The 17,779-nt window shown below is 63.8% G+C and carries 16 protein-coding genes; 11 read left to right on the top strand and 5 right to left on the bottom strand.

Translation table 11 applies throughout. From position 1 onward, the window contains the following. Positions 1-37: 37 nt before the first annotated feature. Complete coding sequence (locus AC1DYJ_RS01230) at positions 38-1,843, bottom strand: IlvD/Edd family dehydratase (RefSeq protein WP_477279265.1); 1,806 nt, start codon at positions 1,841-1,843, stop codon at positions 38-40. Positions 1,844-1,987: 144 nt separating this feature from the next. Between AC1DYJ_RS01230 and AC1DYJ_RS01225 the strand changes: the two genes are divergently transcribed. Further along, complete coding sequence (locus tag AC1DYJ_RS01225) at positions 1,988-2,437, top strand: SRPBCC family protein (RefSeq protein WP_477279263.1); 450 nt, start codon at positions 1,988-1,990, stop codon at positions 2,435-2,437. A gap of 7 nt (positions 2,438-2,444) precedes the next feature. Here AC1DYJ_RS01225 and AC1DYJ_RS01220 read toward each other — a convergent pair whose 3' ends face one another. Both AC1DYJ_RS01220 and AC1DYJ_RS01215 read right to left on the bottom strand, forming a co-directional pair. After that, positions 2,445-3,620 carry an Mrp/NBP35 family ATP-binding protein gene (locus tag AC1DYJ_RS01220; RefSeq protein ID WP_477425912.1) on the bottom strand — a complete coding sequence of 392 codons (1,176 nt, stop codon included), beginning with the start codon at positions 3,618-3,620 and terminating at the stop codon, positions 2,445-2,447. Between the two features lie 219 nt (positions 3,621-3,839). Continuing rightward, entirely contained in the window at positions 3,840-5,090 is a 1,251-nt protein-coding gene (locus AC1DYJ_RS01215) for a sensor domain-containing diguanylate cyclase (RefSeq protein WP_477280189.1), read from the bottom strand. A gap of 170 nt (positions 5,091-5,260) precedes the next feature. Here AC1DYJ_RS01215 and AC1DYJ_RS01210 point away from each other — a divergent pair, with 170 nt between their 5' ends. From AC1DYJ_RS01210 to AC1DYJ_RS01165, 10 genes are all read left to right on the top strand, one after another. After that, complete coding sequence (locus tag AC1DYJ_RS01210; protein WP_477279259.1) at positions 5,261-6,160, top strand: LysR family transcriptional regulator; 900 nt, start codon at positions 5,261-5,263, stop codon at positions 6,158-6,160. A gap of 134 nt (positions 6,161-6,294) precedes the next feature. Beyond that, the gene (locus AC1DYJ_RS01205) at positions 6,295-6,774 is read left to right on the top strand and encodes a formate dehydrogenase subunit gamma (protein ID WP_477279257.1); all 480 of its coding nucleotides are present in this window, start codon (positions 6,295-6,297) and stop codon (positions 6,772-6,774) included. Further along, the gene (locus AC1DYJ_RS01200; protein WP_477425911.1) at positions 6,771-8,327 is read left to right on the top strand and encodes a formate dehydrogenase beta subunit; all 1,557 of its coding nucleotides are present in this window, start codon (positions 6,771-6,773) and stop codon (positions 8,325-8,327) included. Before AC1DYJ_RS01205 ends, AC1DYJ_RS01200 begins: the two co-directional genes overlap by 4 nt. A 10-nt stretch (positions 8,328-8,337) precedes the next feature. Then, entirely contained in the window at positions 8,338-11,250 is a 2,913-nt protein-coding gene (gene fdhF, locus AC1DYJ_RS01195) for a formate dehydrogenase subunit alpha (RefSeq protein ID WP_477279253.1), read from the top strand. A 2-nt stretch (positions 11,251-11,252) separates the two neighbouring features. Continuing rightward, on the top strand, positions 11,253-12,083 hold the full coding sequence (gene fdhD / locus AC1DYJ_RS01190) for a formate dehydrogenase accessory sulfurtransferase FdhD (protein WP_477279251.1): 831 nt from the start codon (positions 11,253-11,255) through the stop codon (positions 12,081-12,083). After that, positions 12,073-12,387 (top strand): formate dehydrogenase subunit delta, encoded by a 315-nt coding sequence (locus tag AC1DYJ_RS01185; RefSeq protein WP_477279249.1) that lies wholly within the window; start codon positions 12,073-12,075, stop codon positions 12,385-12,387. Before fdhD ends, AC1DYJ_RS01185 begins: the two co-directional genes overlap by 11 nt. A 121-nt stretch (positions 12,388-12,508) precedes the next feature. Then, positions 12,509-14,062 carry an alpha/beta fold hydrolase gene (locus tag AC1DYJ_RS01180; RefSeq protein WP_477279247.1) on the top strand — a complete coding sequence of 518 codons (1,554 nt, stop codon included), beginning with the start codon at positions 12,509-12,511 and terminating at the stop codon, positions 14,060-14,062. Between the two features lie 109 nt (positions 14,063-14,171). Beyond that, positions 14,172-14,651: a carboxymuconolactone decarboxylase family protein gene (locus tag AC1DYJ_RS01175; protein ID WP_477279245.1), complete on the top strand. Its 480-nt coding sequence runs from the start codon at positions 14,172-14,174 to the stop codon at positions 14,649-14,651. Between the two features lie 75 nt (positions 14,652-14,726). Then, positions 14,727-15,089, top strand: a complete 363-nt coding sequence (locus AC1DYJ_RS01170; protein ID WP_477279243.1) for a nuclear transport factor 2 family protein — start codon at positions 14,727-14,729, stop codon at positions 15,087-15,089. 11 nt (positions 15,090-15,100) lie between these two features. Next, on the top strand, positions 15,101-15,415 hold the full coding sequence (locus tag AC1DYJ_RS01165; RefSeq protein ID WP_477279241.1) for a hypothetical protein: 315 nt from the start codon (positions 15,101-15,103) through the stop codon (positions 15,413-15,415). A 76-nt stretch (positions 15,416-15,491) separates the two neighbouring features. Here AC1DYJ_RS01165 and AC1DYJ_RS01160 read toward each other — a convergent pair whose 3' ends face one another. Together AC1DYJ_RS01160 and AC1DYJ_RS01155 are read right to left on the bottom strand one after the other, a co-directional pair. Further along, a complete protein-coding gene (locus AC1DYJ_RS01160; RefSeq protein WP_477279239.1) occupies positions 15,492-16,190 on the bottom strand; it encodes a hypothetical protein in 699 nt (232 codons plus the stop codon). Positions 16,191-16,345: 155 nt separating this feature from the next. After that, on the bottom strand, positions 16,346-17,773 hold the full coding sequence (locus AC1DYJ_RS01155; RefSeq protein ID WP_477279237.1) for a gamma-aminobutyraldehyde dehydrogenase: 1,428 nt from the start codon (positions 17,771-17,773) through the stop codon (positions 16,346-16,348). Positions 17,774-17,779 lie beyond the last annotated feature (6 nt).

Below are 17,779 nucleotides of genomic sequence, written 5' to 3'. Positions count from 1 at the left end.
CAGACCGCCCTTTCGATTTCGGCAAACGATGTCGCGCTCAGTGGTTGTCCCTGGGAACCCCTCTGGTGTGCGCGACGTCCTGATACTTCACCGCCGGCTTCAGCACCATGCCTTCGGAGAACTGGTCGACCATGCCGCGCTGGATCTCCTGCCACGGCGTCTGGTGCTGGGGATAGTGATAGCCGCCATTGCCCTGGAGTGCTGCGCGCCGCTTGGCGATCTCGTCGTCGCTGACGAGAATGTTGGCAGTGCCCTTGCGTAAGTCGATGCGCACACGGTCGCCGGTCTTGATCAGCGCCAAGCCGCCGCCAATGGCCGCTTCGGGCGAGGCGTTGAGGATCGAGGGCGAGCCCGACGTGCCAGACTGGCGGCCGTCGCCGATGCAGGCCAGAGCGTGGATGCCCTTCTTGATGAGGTAGGCCGGGGGCTGCATGTTGACGACCTCGGCACCGCCGGGATAGCCGATCGGGCCGGCGCCGCGCATGAACAGGATGGTGTGCTCATCGATGCCTTGCGCCGGATCGTCGATGCGGGCGTGGTAGTCCTCCGGCCCGTCGAAGACCATGGCATTGCCTTCGAAGGCTTCCGGGTCCTTGGGGTTGGACAGATAGCGCTCGCGGAATTCCGGCGAAATGCCGCTGGTCTTCATGATCGCGGAATCGAAGAGATTGCCGCTGAGGTTGATAAAGCCGGCATTGGCCTTGAGCGGCTTGTCGACGCTGCGGATGACATCCTGGTTCTCGTTGGCCACGCCGCGGCAATTGTCGCCGATCGATTTGCCATTCACGGTCACGGCGTCGGGATGCGGCAAAAGCCCGGCCTTCAAAAGCTCGGCCACCACCGCCGGCACGCCACCGGCATGGTGGTAATCCTCGCCGAGATACTCGCCGGTCGGCTGCAGATTGACGAGCAGCGGCACGTTGAGGCCTATCGCCTGCCAGTCGTCATTGCTGAGCGGCACGCCGAGATGGCGGGCAATGGCATTGAGGTGGATCGGCGCGTTGGTCGAGCCGCCGATCGCCGAATTGACGACGATGGCGTTCTCGAACGCCTTGCGGGTCATGATGTCGGATGGCTTCAGGTCTTCATGCACCATCTCGACGATGCGCTTGCCCGTCTCGTAGGAAATCTGGCCGCGCTCGCGGTAGGGTGCGGGGATCGCGGCCGAACCCGGCAATTGCATCCCGAGCGCCTCGGCCAGCGAGTTCATCGTGGTGGCGGTGCCCATGGTGTTGCAATAGCCGGTCGACGGCGCCGAGGAGGCGACGATGTCCATGAACTCGTCATAGTCGATCTCGCCTGCCGAAAGCCGCTGGCGCGATTCCCAGACAATGGTGCCGGAACCCGTGCGCTTGCCCTTGTGCCAGCCGTTGAGCATCGGGCCGACCGACAGCGCGATGGCCGGAATGTTGACGGTAGCCGCCGCCATCAGCAGCGCCGGGGTGGTCTTGTCGCAACCGATGGTGAGCACCACGCCGTCGAGCGGATAGCCGTAGAGGACCTCGACCAGGCCGAGATAGGCAAGGTTGCGGTCGAGCGCTGCGGTCGGACGCTTGCCGGTTTCCTGAATAGGATGGCACGGGAATTCGAAGGGGATGCCGCCCATCGAGACAATGCCTTCGCGCACGCGCTTGGCGAGTTCGATATGGTGTCGGTTGCAAGGCGACAGGTCCGAGCCGGTCTGGGCAATGCCGATCAGCGGCTTGCCCGACATCAGCTCGGCGCGCGTCAGGCCGTAGTTCAGATATCGCTCGAGATAGAGCGCGGTCATGCCTGGGTTGTCGGGATTGTCGAACCACTCCTGCGAGCGAAATTTCTTCTTCCTGGTGGGGGCGCCTGCCATCGTGGTCTCCGTATTTGTAAGACAAATCGATATGGCAACGCGTGGAAGCAGGCAAGAGGGCGCACGGTCGCAACCGGACTTTGGTGCGATAGACACGCAGGTGACCGTGCGTTAGGCCTTCTGGGAACAGCGCGGGAGGTGTCGATGGCTTTGGTGATCGAAGGCGAGGAACGCATTGCAGCACCCCTGCAGAAAGTGTGGGAAGCGCTGAACGACCCGAACGTGCTGCGGGAAAGCATTCCCGGCTGCCAGAGCCTCGAGATGAAATCGCCGACCGAAATGGCGGCGACCGTGGTGCTGAAGATCGGGCCGATCAAGGCGACGTTCAACGGCGAGGTGACGCTGAAAAACCTCAAGCCGCCGCACGCCTACACCATCCAGGGCGAAGGCAAGGGCGGCATTGCCGGCTTCGCCAAGGGCGGCGCCGACGTGACGCTGACGGCGGATGGACCGGATGCGACCGTGCTCAGATACGCGGCCAAGGCCGATGTCGGCGGCAAGATCGCCCAGCTCGGCAGCCGGCTGATCGAATCGACCTCGAAGAAACTGGCGGGGCAGTTTTTCTCGACGTTTGGCGAGAAGGTGGGCGGCTAAGCCTCTCTCATTCGAACACGATGCTCGGCACAGCAGCTTCCGCCGCGCCACGCTCTTCGTTGACCCGCTCCCAGACCTTCGACGCAATGTCGCGATAGATCTTGGCTTCAGCACTATCAGGCTTCGACGCCACCACCGGCGTACCTTCATCCGAGCTTTCGCGGATGCCCATTTCCAGCGGCACTTCGCCGAGGAAGGTCACGCCGAGGCGTTCGGCCTCGCGCCGCGCGCCGCCATGGCCAAAGATGTCGTAGCGCTTGCCGGTATCGGGAGCGATGAAATAGCTCATATTCTCGACGATGCCGAGCAGCGGCACATCGACCTTCTTGAACATATTCAACCCTTTACGGGCATCGATCAGCGCCAAATCCTGCGGCGTCGAGACGATGACGGCGCCGGCGAGCGGCACCTGCTGGGCCATTGTCAGCTGCGCATCGCCGGTGCCGGGCGGCATGTCGACGACGAGCACGTCGAGCCGGCCCCATTCGACCTCGCGCAGCATCTGCGTCAGCGCCGACATCACCATCGGTCCGCGCCAGATCATCGGCGTTTCCTCATCGACGAGGAAGCCCATCGACATCACCTTGAGGCCGTAATTCTCCATCGGTTTCAGGATCTTGCCGTCGACCGTCTGCGGCCGGCCATGGATGTTGAGCAGTTTTGGCATGGACGGGCCGTAAATGTCGGCGTCGAGCACGCCGACACGCAGACCATTGGCAGCGAGCCCGAGCGCGATGTTGACGGCGGTGGTCGACTTGCCGACGCCGCCCTTGCCGGAGGCAATCGCGATGATCGCCTCGATGCCGGGCACGCCACGCTTGCCCGAGCTTTGCGACGCCGGGGCGTGCGGTGCGGGACGCGGCGCGGCTGGCGGAGCCGGTGGTGCGGGTCTGGGTGCTGCGCGCGCCGGCACCGGCGCTTCCATGCCGCCACCCTTCTTTTCCGCCGTCAGCGCGACGACGGCGCCGGCGACACCGGGGATCGCCTTGACGACGCGCTCGGCAGCGGCGCGCAGCGGCTCCATCTCCTGCGCGCGGGCAGCGGGAACGGTAATCGAGAAAAACACTTTCGAATCGGCGATGAAAATCTCCGAAACCATACCGAGGTCGACGATGTTGCCGGTGAAGTCCGGCCCATTGACCGTCTTCAGACGCTCGGTGACGATTTCCTTGGTGACGGACATGGCGGCATTCCTCAGACGTTGGCTGGATCACCATGACTCGTCATGCTGATCTGGCTTCTTTGTTGGAGCATGATCTCCGGACAAAACGGTTCCCGTTTGTCCGAGAAAACCGATTTCCACTTTTCGGGATCATGCTCTGACCCAAGACGGCAGTTGGCCTGAGATAATGCAGTTCATCGCCAACACCAAGCGGCGGCGTCTGAGATCGGACAGTCCAGATCAGCAGAAGGCGAGTTCCAGGCGTCTTTCGGCCTGGGAGACGACCTGGCATTTCGTCTCAAAGCGGTCCGCCCTGATGACCAGCACGAACTGGTCAGGGATTCCGGCGATGTTCGAAACGTCGACGGTGGCGCCATCCTCGCCAAGGCTGCGGACCGTGCAATCGATGGTCGACATGCGGCTGTTGAATACGATCTGCCCTGCTTTGAGGACCCTGCGTCGCGGCCGTACCGCATCGTGTCCGTGGGGATTCCAGCTGACGATCCGGTTCCGGCCGGCGCTTTTCGCGCGATACATGGCCAGATCGGCGCGTTCGATCAGTTCCTGCAGGCTGGACGTCGTGGAATCGAGCGAGGCAACACCAAGGCTTGCGGTGACGGTCACGTTCAAAGTGCCGTGCGCGAGCCGCATGGTCTCGATGGCGCTGCGCAGGCGCTCGGCAATTTCAAGGGTCTCGTTGCGGCCGGCGTGCAGCAGGAAGGCAAACTCCTCGCCGCCAATGCGGCCAAAAATGTCGACATCCCGCAGCATGTTGCCGCACTGCTTCGCCAGGCCCTGCAGCACCTTGTCACCGACGCCATGACCAAACGTGTCATTGATCGATTTGAAATGGTCGACATCGAGGACAATGCAGGAGAAATCGAAATGCCCGCGCTGCGCCAGGGCAAAGGCCCTGCCGCCCTGCTCCATGAACGCCCTGCGCGCCAGAACGCCGGTCAGCGCATCGCTCGATGCATGCGCACGCAGCTCCAGATCCTCCATGGCAAGATCGGTCAGGTCCTGCAGAATGGCGGTCTCGCGCTCGCCGAATTGTCGCGGCGTATAGCCGATTGCGCAAACGCTGCCGATGTTGTGACCATCGCGGGTGCGCAAGGGTACACCGGCATAGAAACGGATGTGCGGATCGTTCCTGACATGCGGGTTGTCGGCGAAACGCAGGTCTTTCGTCGCGTCCTCAACGACCAGCGGGCCGTCCTGGAGGATGGTGTAGCGGCAAAATGTATCCTTGCGCGCGGCTTCGCTGGTGGCGAGGCCTTCGCAGGCCTTGTACCATTGGCGATGACCGTCAAACACCGAGACAATGGCAATCGGCACGTCGAGCACGGTCCTGATCAGCCGCGCGATGCGGTCGAAAGAGGCTTCGCGCGGTGTATCCAGAATGTCAAAACGATCGAGCGCCTGCAGACGCGCGGCTTCGCGCAGATCAGCATCGGCTGCAGCCTGCATTTCTGGCGGATGCTCACGGAGCATGCTAGGCACTCTACCTCCAGCGGCCTGACGCGGCGACCATCGCCCATGATGGCAAACCGAGTCTTATCAACTGGTTATTTCATGTCGCCGCGACCGGCCTCATATAAAACGATCCTTAACGAAGGGCTGCGCCCCGCAATGCCATGCGCCGGTGCGGGAAGGCTTGCGCCATGATCGACAAGCTGGAATTTTTCATCGCGCTGGCCAAGGAGGAGCATTTCGGCCGAGCGGCGGAAGCGTGCGGCGTCACCCAGCCGACGCTGTCGGCCGGGATCAAGCAGCTGGAAGGCCAGCTCGGCGTCATGCTGGTCAATCGCGGCTCGCGCTTTCAGGGGCTGACGCCGGAGGGCAAGCAGGTGCTGGTGTGGGCGCGCCGCATTGTCGGCGACTCCAGAACCATGCGTGAGGAGATGCGCGCCGCGCGCCACGGCCTGTCCGGCCGCATCCGCATCGCTGCCATTCCAACCGCGCTCGCCATGGTGGCGCGGCTGACGACGCCGTTTCGGGCCAAGCATCCCGGCGTCACCTTTTCGATCCTGTCGCGCACCTCGATCGAGGTGCTGTCGCTGCTTGGCAATTTCGACATTGATGCCGGCATCACCTATCTCGACAACGAACCGTTGGGACGAGTGACCAGCGTGCCGCTCTATGACGAGCGCTACCAGCTGATCACCGCGGTCGGGAATCCCTATTCGGATCGCGACAAAGTGACATGGGCCGAGCTCAGCCAGTTGCCGCTCTGCCTGCTGACGCCGGACATGCAGAACCGCCGCATCATCGACCAGCACCTGGCCGAGGCCGGCACCCAGGTGCGGCCGACGCTGGAATCCAATTCGATGATCGTGCTGTTTTCGCATATCAGAACCGGCAAATGGTCGTCGATCATGCCACTTAACCTCGCGGAAACATTCGGCTTTTCGGAGCCGATCCGGGCCATTCCGATCGTCGAACCGGATGCCAGCCACACGGTCGGACTGGTGGCGACGCCGCGCGAACCGCACACGCCGCTGGTGCAGGCGCTGCTGGACGAGGCGATGGCGCTGGCAGACGATTTCCGCAACCACCGCTAGGCTAGAGACTGGGTGCCGGACGTGCTTGATAGAAAATTTCTATCAAGCAACGGATCAGCTTTATTGATTTCGCGGGTTTCCTCTGTTTTTGTAACCACTTAGCGATAAACCGCTTCGACCAGGGAGGGCGCTGCATGCCAATGCAGCCTGCAAGTACCGAGATTCAGTCGCGCACGGCAGCGATCATCCAGGAGCTGAAGGGCCTCGAAGGCCCGCTGCTGCCGATCCTGCACGAGATCCAGGAAGAATTTGGCCACGTGCCGCAGGACGCGGTGCCCGTCATCGCCGATGGGCTGAACCTGTCGAGGGCCGAGGTGCACGGCGTCGTCACCTTCTATCATGATTTCCGTGCCCGCCCGGCCGGCCGGCACGTGCTCAAGCTCTGCCAGGCGGAGGCTTGCCAGTCGATGGGCTCGGATGCGGTTGCCGCCAAGATCAAGCAATTGCTCGGCATCGGTTTCCACGAGACCACCCGCGACGGGTCGGTTACACTCGAGCCTGTCTACTGCCTCGGGCTGTGCGCCTGCTCACCGTCGGCGATGCTGGACGGTGAGGTGATCGGGCGGCTCGATGACGAGAAGATCGAAGAGATCGTCGCGGAGGTACGCTCATGATCCCGCGCATCTACATTCCCGCCGATTCCGGCGCGCTGGCGCTCGGCGCTGAAAAGGTCGCAAAGACGATCGCCAAGGAATTGGYCGAACGGGGCATCGAGGCCAAGATCGTGCGCAACGGCTCGCGCGGTGCCTATTTCCTCGAACCCATGGTCGAAGTTGCGACCGAAAAGGGCCGCGTCGCCTACGGGCCGGTCAAGCCATCCGACGTCAAGAGCCTGTTCGACTCGGGCTTCCTCACCGGCGGCCATCACAAGCGCTGGCTGGGCGCGCCGGACAAAATCCCGTTTATCGCCAAGCAGACGCGCCTGACCTTCGCGCGTTGCGGCATCAACGACCCGCTGTCGCTCGAAGCCTACAAATCGCTGGGCGGACTGAAGGGCCTGCAGAACGCGGTGGCCATGGCGCCGCTCGACATCGTCAAGCAGGTCACGGAATCGGGCTTGCGCGGTCGTGGCGGCGCTGGCTTCCCGACCGGCATCAAGTGGAAGACGGTGCTAGATACCGCCAGCGAGCGTAAGTACATCGTCTGCAACGCCGACGAAGGCGACAGCGCCACCTTCGCCGACCGCATGATCATGGAGGGCGACCCCTTCGTGCTCATCGAAGGCATGACGATTGCCGGCATCGCCACAGGCGCGACCAAGGGCTTCGTCTATATCCGCTCGGAATATCCGCATGCGGTGGCTGTCATGAACAAGGCTGTCGAGGTCGCCCGCAAGGCAGGCGTGCTCGGCGTCAACGTGCTGGGTTCGCCCAACGCCTTCGACATGGAAATCCGGGTCGGCGCCGGCGCCTATGTCTGCGGTGAGGAAACGTCGCTGCTGAACAGCCTTGAAGGCAAGCGCGGCGTGGTGCGCGCCAAGCCGCCGCTGCCGGCGATCCAGGGATTGTTCGGCAAGCCGACGGTGATCAACAATGTGATCAGCCTGGCCTCGGTGCCGATCATCATGGACAAGGGTGCCGCCTTCTACAAGGATTTCGGCATGGGCCGCTCGCGCGGCACGATCCCGATCCAGATCGCCGGCAACGTCAAGCATGGCGGCCTGTTCGAGACGGCGTTCGGCCTGACGCTCGGCGAAATCGTCGACGACATCGGCGGCGGCACAGCGACTGGCCGGCCGGTGAAGGCAGTGCAGGTCGGCGGGCCCCTCGGCGCCTATTTCCCGCGCGGCCTGTTCGACACGCCGTTCGACTACGAAGAGTTTGCCAAGCGTGACGGGCTGATCGGTCATGCCGGCATCACCGTGTTCGATGATACCGCCGACATGCTGAAGCAGGCGCGCTTCGCCATGGAGTTCTGCGCCATCGAGAGCTGCGGCAAGTGCACGCCCTGCCGCATCGGCTCGACACGCGGGGTGGAGACCATCGACAGGCTTGCCGCCGGCATCGAGCCGGAAAAGAACCTGGCTCTGGTCACCGATCTCTGCAACACGATGAAGTTCGGATCGCTCTGCGCGCTGGGCGGCTTCACGCCCTACCCGGTGATGAGCTCGATCACCCATTTCCCCGAAGATTTCAAGCCCGCGCCGGCGCGCGTGGCTGCTGAATAGGAGCTGGCAGATGAATATCAAGGCCGACTTCCCGATACTCATCGAAGAACTCGACTACGGAACCCCGGAATCGAAGGCGCAAAAGCAGGTCACGCTGATCGTCGACGGCCGCAGCATCAGCGTGCCGGAAGGTACGTCGATCATGCGCGCGGCGATGGAAGGCGGGGTCGAGATCCCAAAACTCTGCGCCACGGACATGCTGGACTCGTTCGGCTCCTGCCGCGTCTGCCTTGTCGAGATCGACGGGCGCGGCGGCACGCCGGCATCCTGCACGACGCCGGTCGGCGAAGGCATGGTGGTGCGCACGCAATCCGAGCGGCTCGACGCCATCCGCCGCGGTGTCATGGAGCTTTACGTCTCCGACCATCCGACCGGCTGGAACGAGAAGGCCGGCACCGGGGTCAGTGAGTTCGACGTGGTGGCGAAGTCGGTCGGCCTGACCGAGAACCGCTATGGCGTCGAGGGCCGCAACCACGTCAAGGAAGAGAACGGTGTCGCGCCCGGCCACGGCTCGCTGGCGGTCGACTACATCGCCCGCGACGAGTCCAACCCCTATTTCACCTATGACCCGGCGCAGTGCATCGTCTGTTCGCGCTGCGTGCGCGCCTGCGAAGAGGTGCAAGGCACCTTCGCGCTGACGATCGAAGGCCGCGGTTTCGAATCGCGCATGGTCGCCGGCATGCACGAGGATTTCATCGCCTCCGAATGCGTGTCCTGCGGCGCCTGCGTGCAGGCCTGCCCGACCGATGCGCTGCGTGAAAAGACCGTGCTTGAGAAAGGCATGCCCGAGCGCTCCGCCGTCACCACCTGTGCCTATTGCGGCGTCGGTTGCTCTTTCAAGGCCGAAGTGAAGGGCGACGAAGTCATTCGCATGATGCCCTACAAGGACGGCAAGGCGAACCACGGCCACTCCTGCGTGAAGGGCCGTTTCGCCTATGGCTACGCGACCCACAAGGACCGCATCCTGTCGCCGATGATCCGGGAAAAGGTCTCTGACCCCTGGCGCGAGGTGAGCTGGGAAGAGGCGATCGCCCACACGGCCAAGGAATTCCGCCGTATCCAGTATCAATACGGACGCACCTCGATCGGCGGTATCACGTCGTCGCGCTGCACGAACGAGGAGACCTATCTGGTGCAGAAGCTGGTGCGCCAGGGCTTCCGCAACAACAATGTCGACACCTGCGCCCGCGTCTGCCACTCGCCGACCGGCTACGGCCTCGGCCAGACCTATGGCACCTCGGCCGGCACCCAGGATTTCGATTCCGTCGACTTCACCGATGTCGCCGTCATCATCGGCGCCAATCCGGCTTCCGCGCATCCTGTGTTCGCGTCGCGGCTGAAGAAGCGGCTGCGCCAGGGCGCCAAGCTGATCGTGCTCGATCCGCGCCGCACCGAAATGGTCAAGTCGGCGCATATCGAGGCCGACTATCACCTGCCGCTGAAGCCCGGCACCAACGTGGCGGTGCTGACGTCGCTTGCGCATGTCATCGTCACCGAAGGGCTTTTCGACGAAGCCTTCATTCGCGAACGCTGCGACTGGGTGGAGTTCCAGGATTGGGCTTCGTTTGTCGCCTTGCCGGAAAACAGCCCCGAAATCGTCGGCAAGCTGTCCGGCGTCGATCCCGAGTTGATCAGGGGTGCGGCGCGGATGTACGCCACCGGCGGCAACGGCGCGATCTATTATGGCCTGGGCGTGACCGAACACAGCCAGGGTTCAACCACGGTGATGGCGATCGCCAACCTCGCCATGGCCACCGGCAATATCGGCCGTCCCGGCGTTGGCGTGAACCCGCTGCGCGGCCAGAACAACGTGCAAGGCTCCTGCGACATGGGCTCCTTCCCGCACGAGCTGCCCGGCTATCGCCACATCTCCGGCGAGGCCGTGCGCGACATCTATGAGAGCCTGTGGGGCGTGAAGCTGGACGACGAACCCGGCCTGCGCATTCCCAACATGCTCGATGCCGCCGTCGACGGCACTTTCAAGGGCATCTACATCCAGGGCGAGGACATTCTTCAGTCCGACCCTGATACCAAGCATGTTGCCGCCGGCCTCGCTGCGATGGAATGCGTCGTCGTGCACGACCTCTTCCTCAACGAGACGGCGAACTACGCGCATGTGTTCCTGCCCGGCTCGACCTTCCTGGAGAAGGACGGCACTTTCACCAACGCCGAGCGCCGCATCAACATGGTGCGCAAGGTTCTGGAGCCCAAGGCGCGCTACGCTGACTGGGAGGCGACGCAGGAGCTTGCGCGCGCCGTGGGGCTGGACTGGAACTATCAGCATCCCTCGGAGATCATGGACGAGGTCGCCAAGACGACGCCGAGCTTCGCCGGCGTCTCGTTCGAGCTGCTCGACCGTGTCGGATCCGTGCAATGGCCCTGCAATGAGAAAGCGCCGCTCGGCACGCCAATCATGCATGTCGACAGCTTCGTGCGCGGCAAGGGCAAGTTCATCCGCACCGAATATGTCGCGACCGACGAGCGGACCGGGCCGCGTTTCCCGTTGCTGCTGACCACCGGCCGCATCCTCAGCCAGTACAATGTCGGTGCACAGACAAGGCGCACCGAAAACGTCATGTGGCACTCGGAAGACCGGCTGGAGATCCATCCGCACGACGCCGAAAACCGCGGCGTGCGTGATGGCGACTGGGTGCGGCTGACCAGCCGTTCGGGCGAGACGACGCTGCGTGCGTTGATCACCGACCGAGTGTCACCGGGTGTGGTCTACACCACCTTCCACCATCCGGACACGCAGGCCAACGTCATCACCACCGACTTCTCCGACTGGGCGACCAATTGTCCGGAGTACAAGGTGACCGCGGTGCAGGTCGGCGCATCGAACGGGCCTTCGGACTGGCAGCGCGACTACAACGAGCAGGCCGAGCAGAGCCGCCGTATCGCTCCGCTGCAGGCGGCGGAGTAATCTTGGCCGCGCGCCGCAAAGCGACGACGCAGATATCGCGGCTGGCGCACCGTGCCAGCGGCACGACCTCGGCCAACCGCATGGTGCCGGAAGAGACGCCGGTGGCGTTCTCGTTCGCCGGCACCACACATGCGGTGATGATGGCGAGCCCGGCCGATTTCGAGGATTTCGCGCTCGGCTTCTCGCTGACCGAAGGCATCATCGCTCAGCCCCAGGAGATCGAAGCGATCGAGGTCGAGGACCACGGTGCCGGCATCGACATCCAGATCCGGCTGAAGGACCAGGCCAACACCCGCTTCGAAGCGCGGCGCCGGCGCTTGGCCGGACCGGTCGGCTGCGGGCTGTGCGGCATTGAATCCATCGAGGAAGCGATGCGCTCGATCGACAAGGTCGGTGCGTCAAAACTTACGCTTGACGCCGACGACATCACCCGTTCGGTGAAGCTTCTGTCGAAGGTGCAGCCTCTGCATTCGGAAACCGGCGCGGTGCATGCCGCGGGCTTCTATGTACCAGGCAAAGGCATTGTCATGGCCCGCGAGGATGTCGGCCGCCACAATGCTTTGGACAAGCTGGCCGGCGCGCTTGCCAAGGCCGGCATTGATGGCGCATCGGGCGCCGTGGTGGTGACCAGCCGCGTTTCGGTCGAGATGGTGCAGAAGACGGCGGCCATCGGCTCGGCCTTCATCATGGCCGTCTCAGCACCGACCGCGCTCGCCATCCGCACCGCCGAAGAAGCCGGGATGACGCTGGTGGCGCTGGTGCGCGGCGACGATTTCGATGTTTTCACCCACCCGGAACGGGTGGCCTTGGGAGTTGCCCAGCATGTCGCATGACGAAGACCACATCACGAGCACCAGGGAAAAGCTGGTGCGCATGGCCAACCAGATTGCCGCCTTCTTCCATTCAAGGCCGCGCGAGGAAGGCGTGGCGGGTGTAGCCGAGCACATCAACAAGTTCTGGGAGCCCAGGATGCGCCGCCAGTTCTTCGAGATGCTGGACAGCGGTGGCGAAAATTTCGACGAGCTCGTCGTCGAGGCCTCGGCCCGGATCAAGCGGCCAAGGACCGAGGAGCAGGCCGATATGAGCATCGGCTACGTCCAACCGACTGGTGCAGAGAGCGCCGCTCCGCAGAAATAGCCGGGCGAATTCGGTTCGATCGCGGGGCTATATTCCTGTCTTCTAAAGTTTGACTGCCGCACCCGGCAGGCGTCTGCTATGGTCGGCGATCAGAAATCGTCTGGCCGGGCGGGATGGAATCGTGAGGCCGATCGAGACGCGATATGCCCTCAGCGGCGACGTGCGGATCGCCTATCAGGTGGTCGGCCAGGGATCGTTCGACCTGGTTTTCGTGCCGGGTTTCATCTCCAATCTCGACCTTCACTGGGAAGACGAAGGCTATACCAGGCTGTTGAGACGGCTCTCGGCATTCTCGCGGCTGATCCTGTTCGACAAGCGCGGCACCGGCCTGTCCGACCGGGTCGACCCGCGCCATCTGCCCAGCCTGGAGACCCGTGTGGACGATGTGCGGGCGGTGATGGATGCCACCGGCAGCGGCCGTGCGGCCCTGCTCGGCGCCTCGGAAGGCGCGCCGCTGGCGATGCTGTTCGCCGCCACTTATCCGGAACGAACGCGGGCGCTGGCGCTCTATGGCGGCTATGCGCATTTCCACAAATGGGTGATGCCGCCGGATCGCCTCGAGGCCTTCATCGCAACGGCCGGCACGGCCTGGGGCACCGGCGCCACTTTGCCCAACTTCGCGCCGGGCCGCGTCGATGACCCGCATTTCACCCAGTGGTGGGCGCGCTTCGAACGGCTGTCGGCCAGCCCGACGGCAGCGGCGGCGCTGGCCCGGATGAATGCCGACATCGACGTGCGTGACGTGCTTTCGGCGATCGGCGCGCCGACGCTGCTCATCCATCGCCGCAACGACGTGCGGGTCGACCCCGATGCCAGCCGCTTCCTGGCGAAAAGGATCGCGAATGCGAGACTGGTCGAAATCCCCGGGCGCGACCATCCGATCTGGACCGGCGACGTCGACCGGGTAGCCGACCTGCTCGAGGAATTCCTTACCGGCGAGCGTGCCGTGGCCGAAGCGGAGCGCGTGCTTGCCGCTCTTCTGGCGACACGCATCTACGACACGGCGCGGGTGGGCGACCGCATGTGGAGCGAACGCAGCGAGCGTTTCCAGGAGAGCTGGCGGCAGCTGGTCGGCCGTCATGGCGGACGCGTCGCCGGCATCCATGGCGAATTGATGATCTCGCGCTTCGACGGGCCAGCGCGGGCCATACGCTGCGCGGCGGCGCTGCGCGATGCGGCGCAACATATGGGCATTGCAAGCGCGCAGGGCGCGCATGTCGGCGAGGTCGAGATGCGCGGGCCGCCGGTCGGGCTGATGGCACGGGTGACGATGCAGATCGCCGCCCATGCTGGGCGCGGCGAAATTCTGGCGTCGCGGCTGGTCGCTGACCTGGCGGCCGGTTCCGGCCTGCATTTCATCGATGCCGGGCGTGTCACGGTGGATGAGCTGGACGAGCCGCTGGCGCTGGTCCAGGCGACGTCGGAACAGCACCTCGAGCCGGCCTGCCGGCCCAAGCCCAAGCCTGCCGAGCCGGCGCAACTGACGGCGCGTGAAAGCGAGGTGGTGGGCCTGATCGCCGATGGCAAGAGCAATGCCGCAATCGCTGCCGAGCTGAGGCTGAGCGAGCATACGGTGAAGCGTCATGTCGCCAACATATTGCTGAAGCTCGACCTGCCGTCACGAGCGGCGGCAGCGGCATTTTCCGCGAGGCACACTGGCCCGGACGGGCCATAGGGACCATGGCGCTTTCGGGCGAAGCGGCCAAGGCAGCCTCGGCGCTACCAATTCTCTCCATGCAGCCCAGGCGGATGTCGCCGGGAAGGCGCTGCGAACGGAGGATGCAATGCTGAAGTCAAACAGGTCGATCAAATCGCTGATGATCGCGGCAAGCGTTGGCGCGCTGTTCACCATCGCCCCTGCCAAGGCCGAGGATGCCGCGGCCGCCGCCGCTTTCAAGGATATCGAGGCGACGCTGGGCTCGGTGCCGGACATGTTCAAGACGCTGCCCGATGTCGCGGTTGCCGGCGCCTGGGCCGAGATCAAGGGCGTGCAGCTCAACCCCAAGACCGCGCTCGACGGCAAGACCAAGGAGCTGATGGGGCTGGCCGTCGCCTCGCAGATCCCGTGCCAGTACTGCATCTATTTCCACACCGAGGCGGCCAAGCTCAATGGCGCGACGGATGAGGAGATCAAGGAGGCGATCGCGATGGCGGCTATCGTGCGCCACTGGTCGACGATGCTCAACGGCAGCCAGGTCGATTTCGCTACCTTCAAACAGCAGACCGACGGAGTGTTCGCGGCCATCAAAGCCAAGTCGCAGTGAAAGACAATGCCGGCGATGGGCGCCGGCAGTGCTTGTGATCATCAACCGCCCGACCGACGGGCCATGGAGGAGAAAATGCTGACCAAGACGCAAAGCGTGGACGGCGCCGCGATCAAGAAAGCGATCGAAGGACGGGACGGCAGGATGCTGGCAAGCTTCTACGCCGACGATGCGCTGGTGCGGGTGATCGATCGCAACAACCCGCCGAGCAAGCCGCGCGAGATCCGCGGCCGGGCGGCAATCAGCACGTTCTGGGACGATATCTGCAGCCGGGCAATGACCCACAAGGTCGACACCACCATCGCCGATGGCGACAATCTCGCCTTCACCCAGGCCTGCGCCTATCCGGACGGGACAAGAGTGTTCTGTGCGGCGATGCTGGAACTGAAGAATGGGCGGATTGCGCGACAGACCGTCGTGCAAGCCTGGGACGAGTGAGGAGGAGAGACATGTTCAGCGCCAGATGGCAGATCGACGCCAAATTCGGACACAAGCAGACCGTGCTTGAACTGCTCAAGAAATGGGAGCGCGAAATCGGCTCCCAGGTCGGCATCGCCGACCTCAAGTTCCAGATCATGACCGGTTCGATCGGCGCCCGGGAAGCGACGGTCGAATCGCATCATCAGGTCGAAAGCCTTGCCCAGCTGGAGAGTTTCTTCGCCAGGATCGGCAAGATCGACGCGCACGCCAAATGGGGCAAGGAGATTGAGCCCTTCGTCGTGTCTGGCACCAGCCTTTGGAACATCTACCGCATCGTGGAGTAAAGCAATTCCAGGGAAAGTGTGAGCGGTTTCCCGTCCGGAATTGCGTGAAAACAAAGAGAACTGCGCGTTTCGGCCGTCAGTTGCGGCGGCCGAAATTCGTTTTCTGCCCGGCGAAGCGGCCTTCCCTGGCCAATCCGGCCGCTGCGACACGCGACGGCTGATTGGGCAGCGTTGCCTGTTTGGCCAAGGCGGCCGCTATCAGGGCGTCGGCCTGGCGGGCGCGCTGGTCCGCGCCGGCACCCCCGGCAAGGTTGCCGGCCGCAGCGTAGGCCTCTGCCCGCCGGCGGGGTCTGAAAGCGAGATAGAGAAGCAGCGCGCCGAGCAATCCACCGCCGATGACGATCGTCAGACGCGCGCCGGTCATGCCGGTGCGCTCGATCTGGGTCGGGTTGGCGGGGTTCTGGACGACGGTGAGCTTGTCGCCGACCTGCGGCTCGCGGCCACCGTCCTTGTTCAGCTCCATCGTCGCCTCGACGGCATCGGAGCCGGTGCCGACGCGCAAGGTGCCGGTGAATTTCTGCTTCACCTTCCACTCTTTGTCCGCGTGCACCGTCTTGAACGCCTCAACCAGTTCGCAGGGGATCGTGGCGGTGCTGACAGTCTTGTAGACGATCTTGTGGGCAGTCGATTCCATGTCGCATTCGACGTTGACCGCGATGACTTCGGCCGGCACTTGCGGCCAACCGCCTTTCTTCAGCATGTCCTTGCCGCCGAAGAAGGCCATCACCAGGCAGAAGCCACCAATCAATACCAGTTTGATCTTGGTCGTATTCATGCGCAAACCCCCTCGCCGCGCGGTTTCTCGGCAAGGAGGCTGCTCGTTCAGGTTGAATATTCAGTAAATCGTGAACTCTCGCCGTACCGCAAAAGTAACTAACGCTTAATATGCAGAAAACGGCACGGCTAATATTTTAGAGATAGTGGTATCCGCTACACGTGGGCCACCATCACATGCCGAACGGCGGTGTAATCCTCCAGCGCGTAGAGCGACATGTCCTTGCCGTAGCCGGACTGTTTCAGTCCGCCGTGCGGCATCTCGTTGGTCAGCATGAAGTGGGTGTTGATCCAGGTGCAGCCATATTGCAGGCGAGCGGCTGTCGCCATGGCGCGCGAGACGTCCTTGGTCCACACCGAGGACGCCAGACCATAATCGCTGTCATTGGCCCAGTTCACGGCTTCGTCGACCTCGGAGAAGCGGGTGATCGAGACGACCGGGCCGAACACTTCGCGGCGCACGATCTCGTCCTCCTGCAACGCGCCGGCAACGACGGTCGGCTGGTAGTAGAAGCCGGAGCCTTCGCCCGGCTTGCCGCCAGTGGTGATCTCGATGTGCTTCAGTTCGGAGGCACGCTCGACGAAGCTCGAGACGCGGTCGCGCTGGCGGCGCGAGATCAGCGGGCCGATCTCGTTTTCGGTGTCGTCCGGCTGGTTGTACTTGATGGTCGATACGGCCGAGGACAGGTCGGCGACGAGCTTCTCGTAGATCTTCTTGCCGGCATAGATGCGGCAGGCGGCGGTGCAGTCCTGGCCGGCATTGTAGTAGCCGAAGGCGCGCAGGCCGTTGACCACGGCGCCGAGGTCGGCATCGTCAAAGACGATGACCGGGGCCTTGCCGCCGAGCTCCAGATGGGTGCGCTTGACCGATTTGGCGGCGGCCTGCAGCACCTTCTTGCCGGTGGCGACGTCGCCGGTGATCGAGATCATGTTGATCTTGGCGTGATTGATCAGCGTGTTGCCGACGCTGTCGCCGCGGCCGAGCACGACATTGACGACGCCTTCGGGCAGCACCTCGGCCAGAATCCTAGCCAGTTTCAGCGCCGTCAGCGGCGTCTGCTCCGACGGCTTGAAGACGACGGTGTTGCCGCCGGCAATCGCCGGCGCCAGCTTCCAGGCCATCATCATCAGCGGATAGTTCCAGGGCGCGATCGAAGCGACGATGCCGATCGGGTCGCGCCGCACCATCGAAGTGTGGCCGGGCAAATATTCGCCGGCGACCACGCCAGGCATGGAACGCACCGCGCCGGCAAAGAAGCGGTAGCAGTCGACGATTGCCGGGATTTCGTCATTGAGCACGGCATTGATCGGCTTGCCGCAGTTCAGCGCCTCGAGCGCAGCGAACTCCTTGGCGTCGGCCTCGATGCGATCGGCGATCTTGAGGAGATACCCCGAACGCTGCGCCGGCGTGGTGCGCGACCACGTCACGAACGCTTTTTCGGCGGCCGCCACCGCTGCCTCGATCTGCGCCGGGCTCGCTTCCGGCAAATTGAGGATGGTCGCCCCGGTCTTTGGATTGAGGATCGGCTCCTCGGTCTCGGTGCCTTTGTCGAAGGTCGAGCCGATCAGCATCTGGGTGTCCATGGAGGT

Source organism: Mesorhizobium sp. P2_B11 (assembly GCF_056404855.1).
Note: the sequence above shows the minus strand (reverse complement) of the source record. Positions and strands in the feature narration are given on the sequence as shown.

Bases quoted from the DNA above. Each gene is read 5' to 3' on its own strand.
- AC1DYJ_RS01175 (WP_477279245.1), top strand. From the start codon at position 14,172: ATGCTGAAGTCAAACAGGTCGATCAAATCGCTGATGATCGCGGCAAGC.
- AC1DYJ_RS01165 (WP_477279241.1), top strand. From the start codon at position 15,101: ATGTTCAGCGCCAGATGGCAGATCGACGCCAAATTCGGACACAAGCAG.
- AC1DYJ_RS01185 (WP_477279249.1), top strand. From the start codon at position 12,073: ATGTCGCATGACGAAGACCACATCACGAGCACCAGGGAAAAGCTGGTG.
- fdhF (WP_477279253.1), top strand. From the start codon at position 8,338: ATGAATATCAAGGCCGACTTCCCGATACTCATCGAAGAACTCGACTAC.
- AC1DYJ_RS01230 (WP_477279265.1), bottom strand. From the start codon at position 1,843: ATGGCAGGCGCCCCCACCAGGAAGAAGAAATTTCGCTCGCAGGAGTGG.
- AC1DYJ_RS01210 (WP_477279259.1), top strand. From the start codon at position 5,261: ATGATCGACAAGCTGGAATTTTTCATCGCGCTGGCCAAGGAGGAGCAT.
- AC1DYJ_RS01225 (WP_477279263.1), top strand. From the start codon at position 1,988: ATGGCTTTGGTGATCGAAGGCGAGGAACGCATTGCAGCACCCCTGCAG.
- AC1DYJ_RS01160 (WP_477279239.1), bottom strand. From the start codon at position 16,190: ATGAATACGACCAAGATCAAACTGGTATTGATTGGTGGCTTCTGCCTG.
- AC1DYJ_RS01205 (WP_477279257.1), top strand. From the start codon at position 6,295: ATGCCAATGCAGCCTGCAAGTACCGAGATTCAGTCGCGCACGGCAGCG.
- AC1DYJ_RS01155 (WP_477279237.1), bottom strand. From the start codon at position 17,773: ATGGACACCCAGATGCTGATCGGCTCGACCTTCGACAAAGGCACCGAG.
- AC1DYJ_RS01215 (WP_477280189.1), bottom strand. From the start codon at position 5,090: ATGCTCCGTGAGCATCCGCCAGAAATGCAGGCTGCAGCCGATGCTGAT.
- AC1DYJ_RS01220 (WP_477425912.1), bottom strand. From the start codon at position 3,620: ATGTCCGTCACCAAGGAAATCGTCACCGAGCGTCTGAAGACGGTCAAT.
- AC1DYJ_RS01170 (WP_477279243.1), top strand. From the start codon at position 14,727: ATGCTGACCAAGACGCAAAGCGTGGACGGCGCCGCGATCAAGAAAGCG.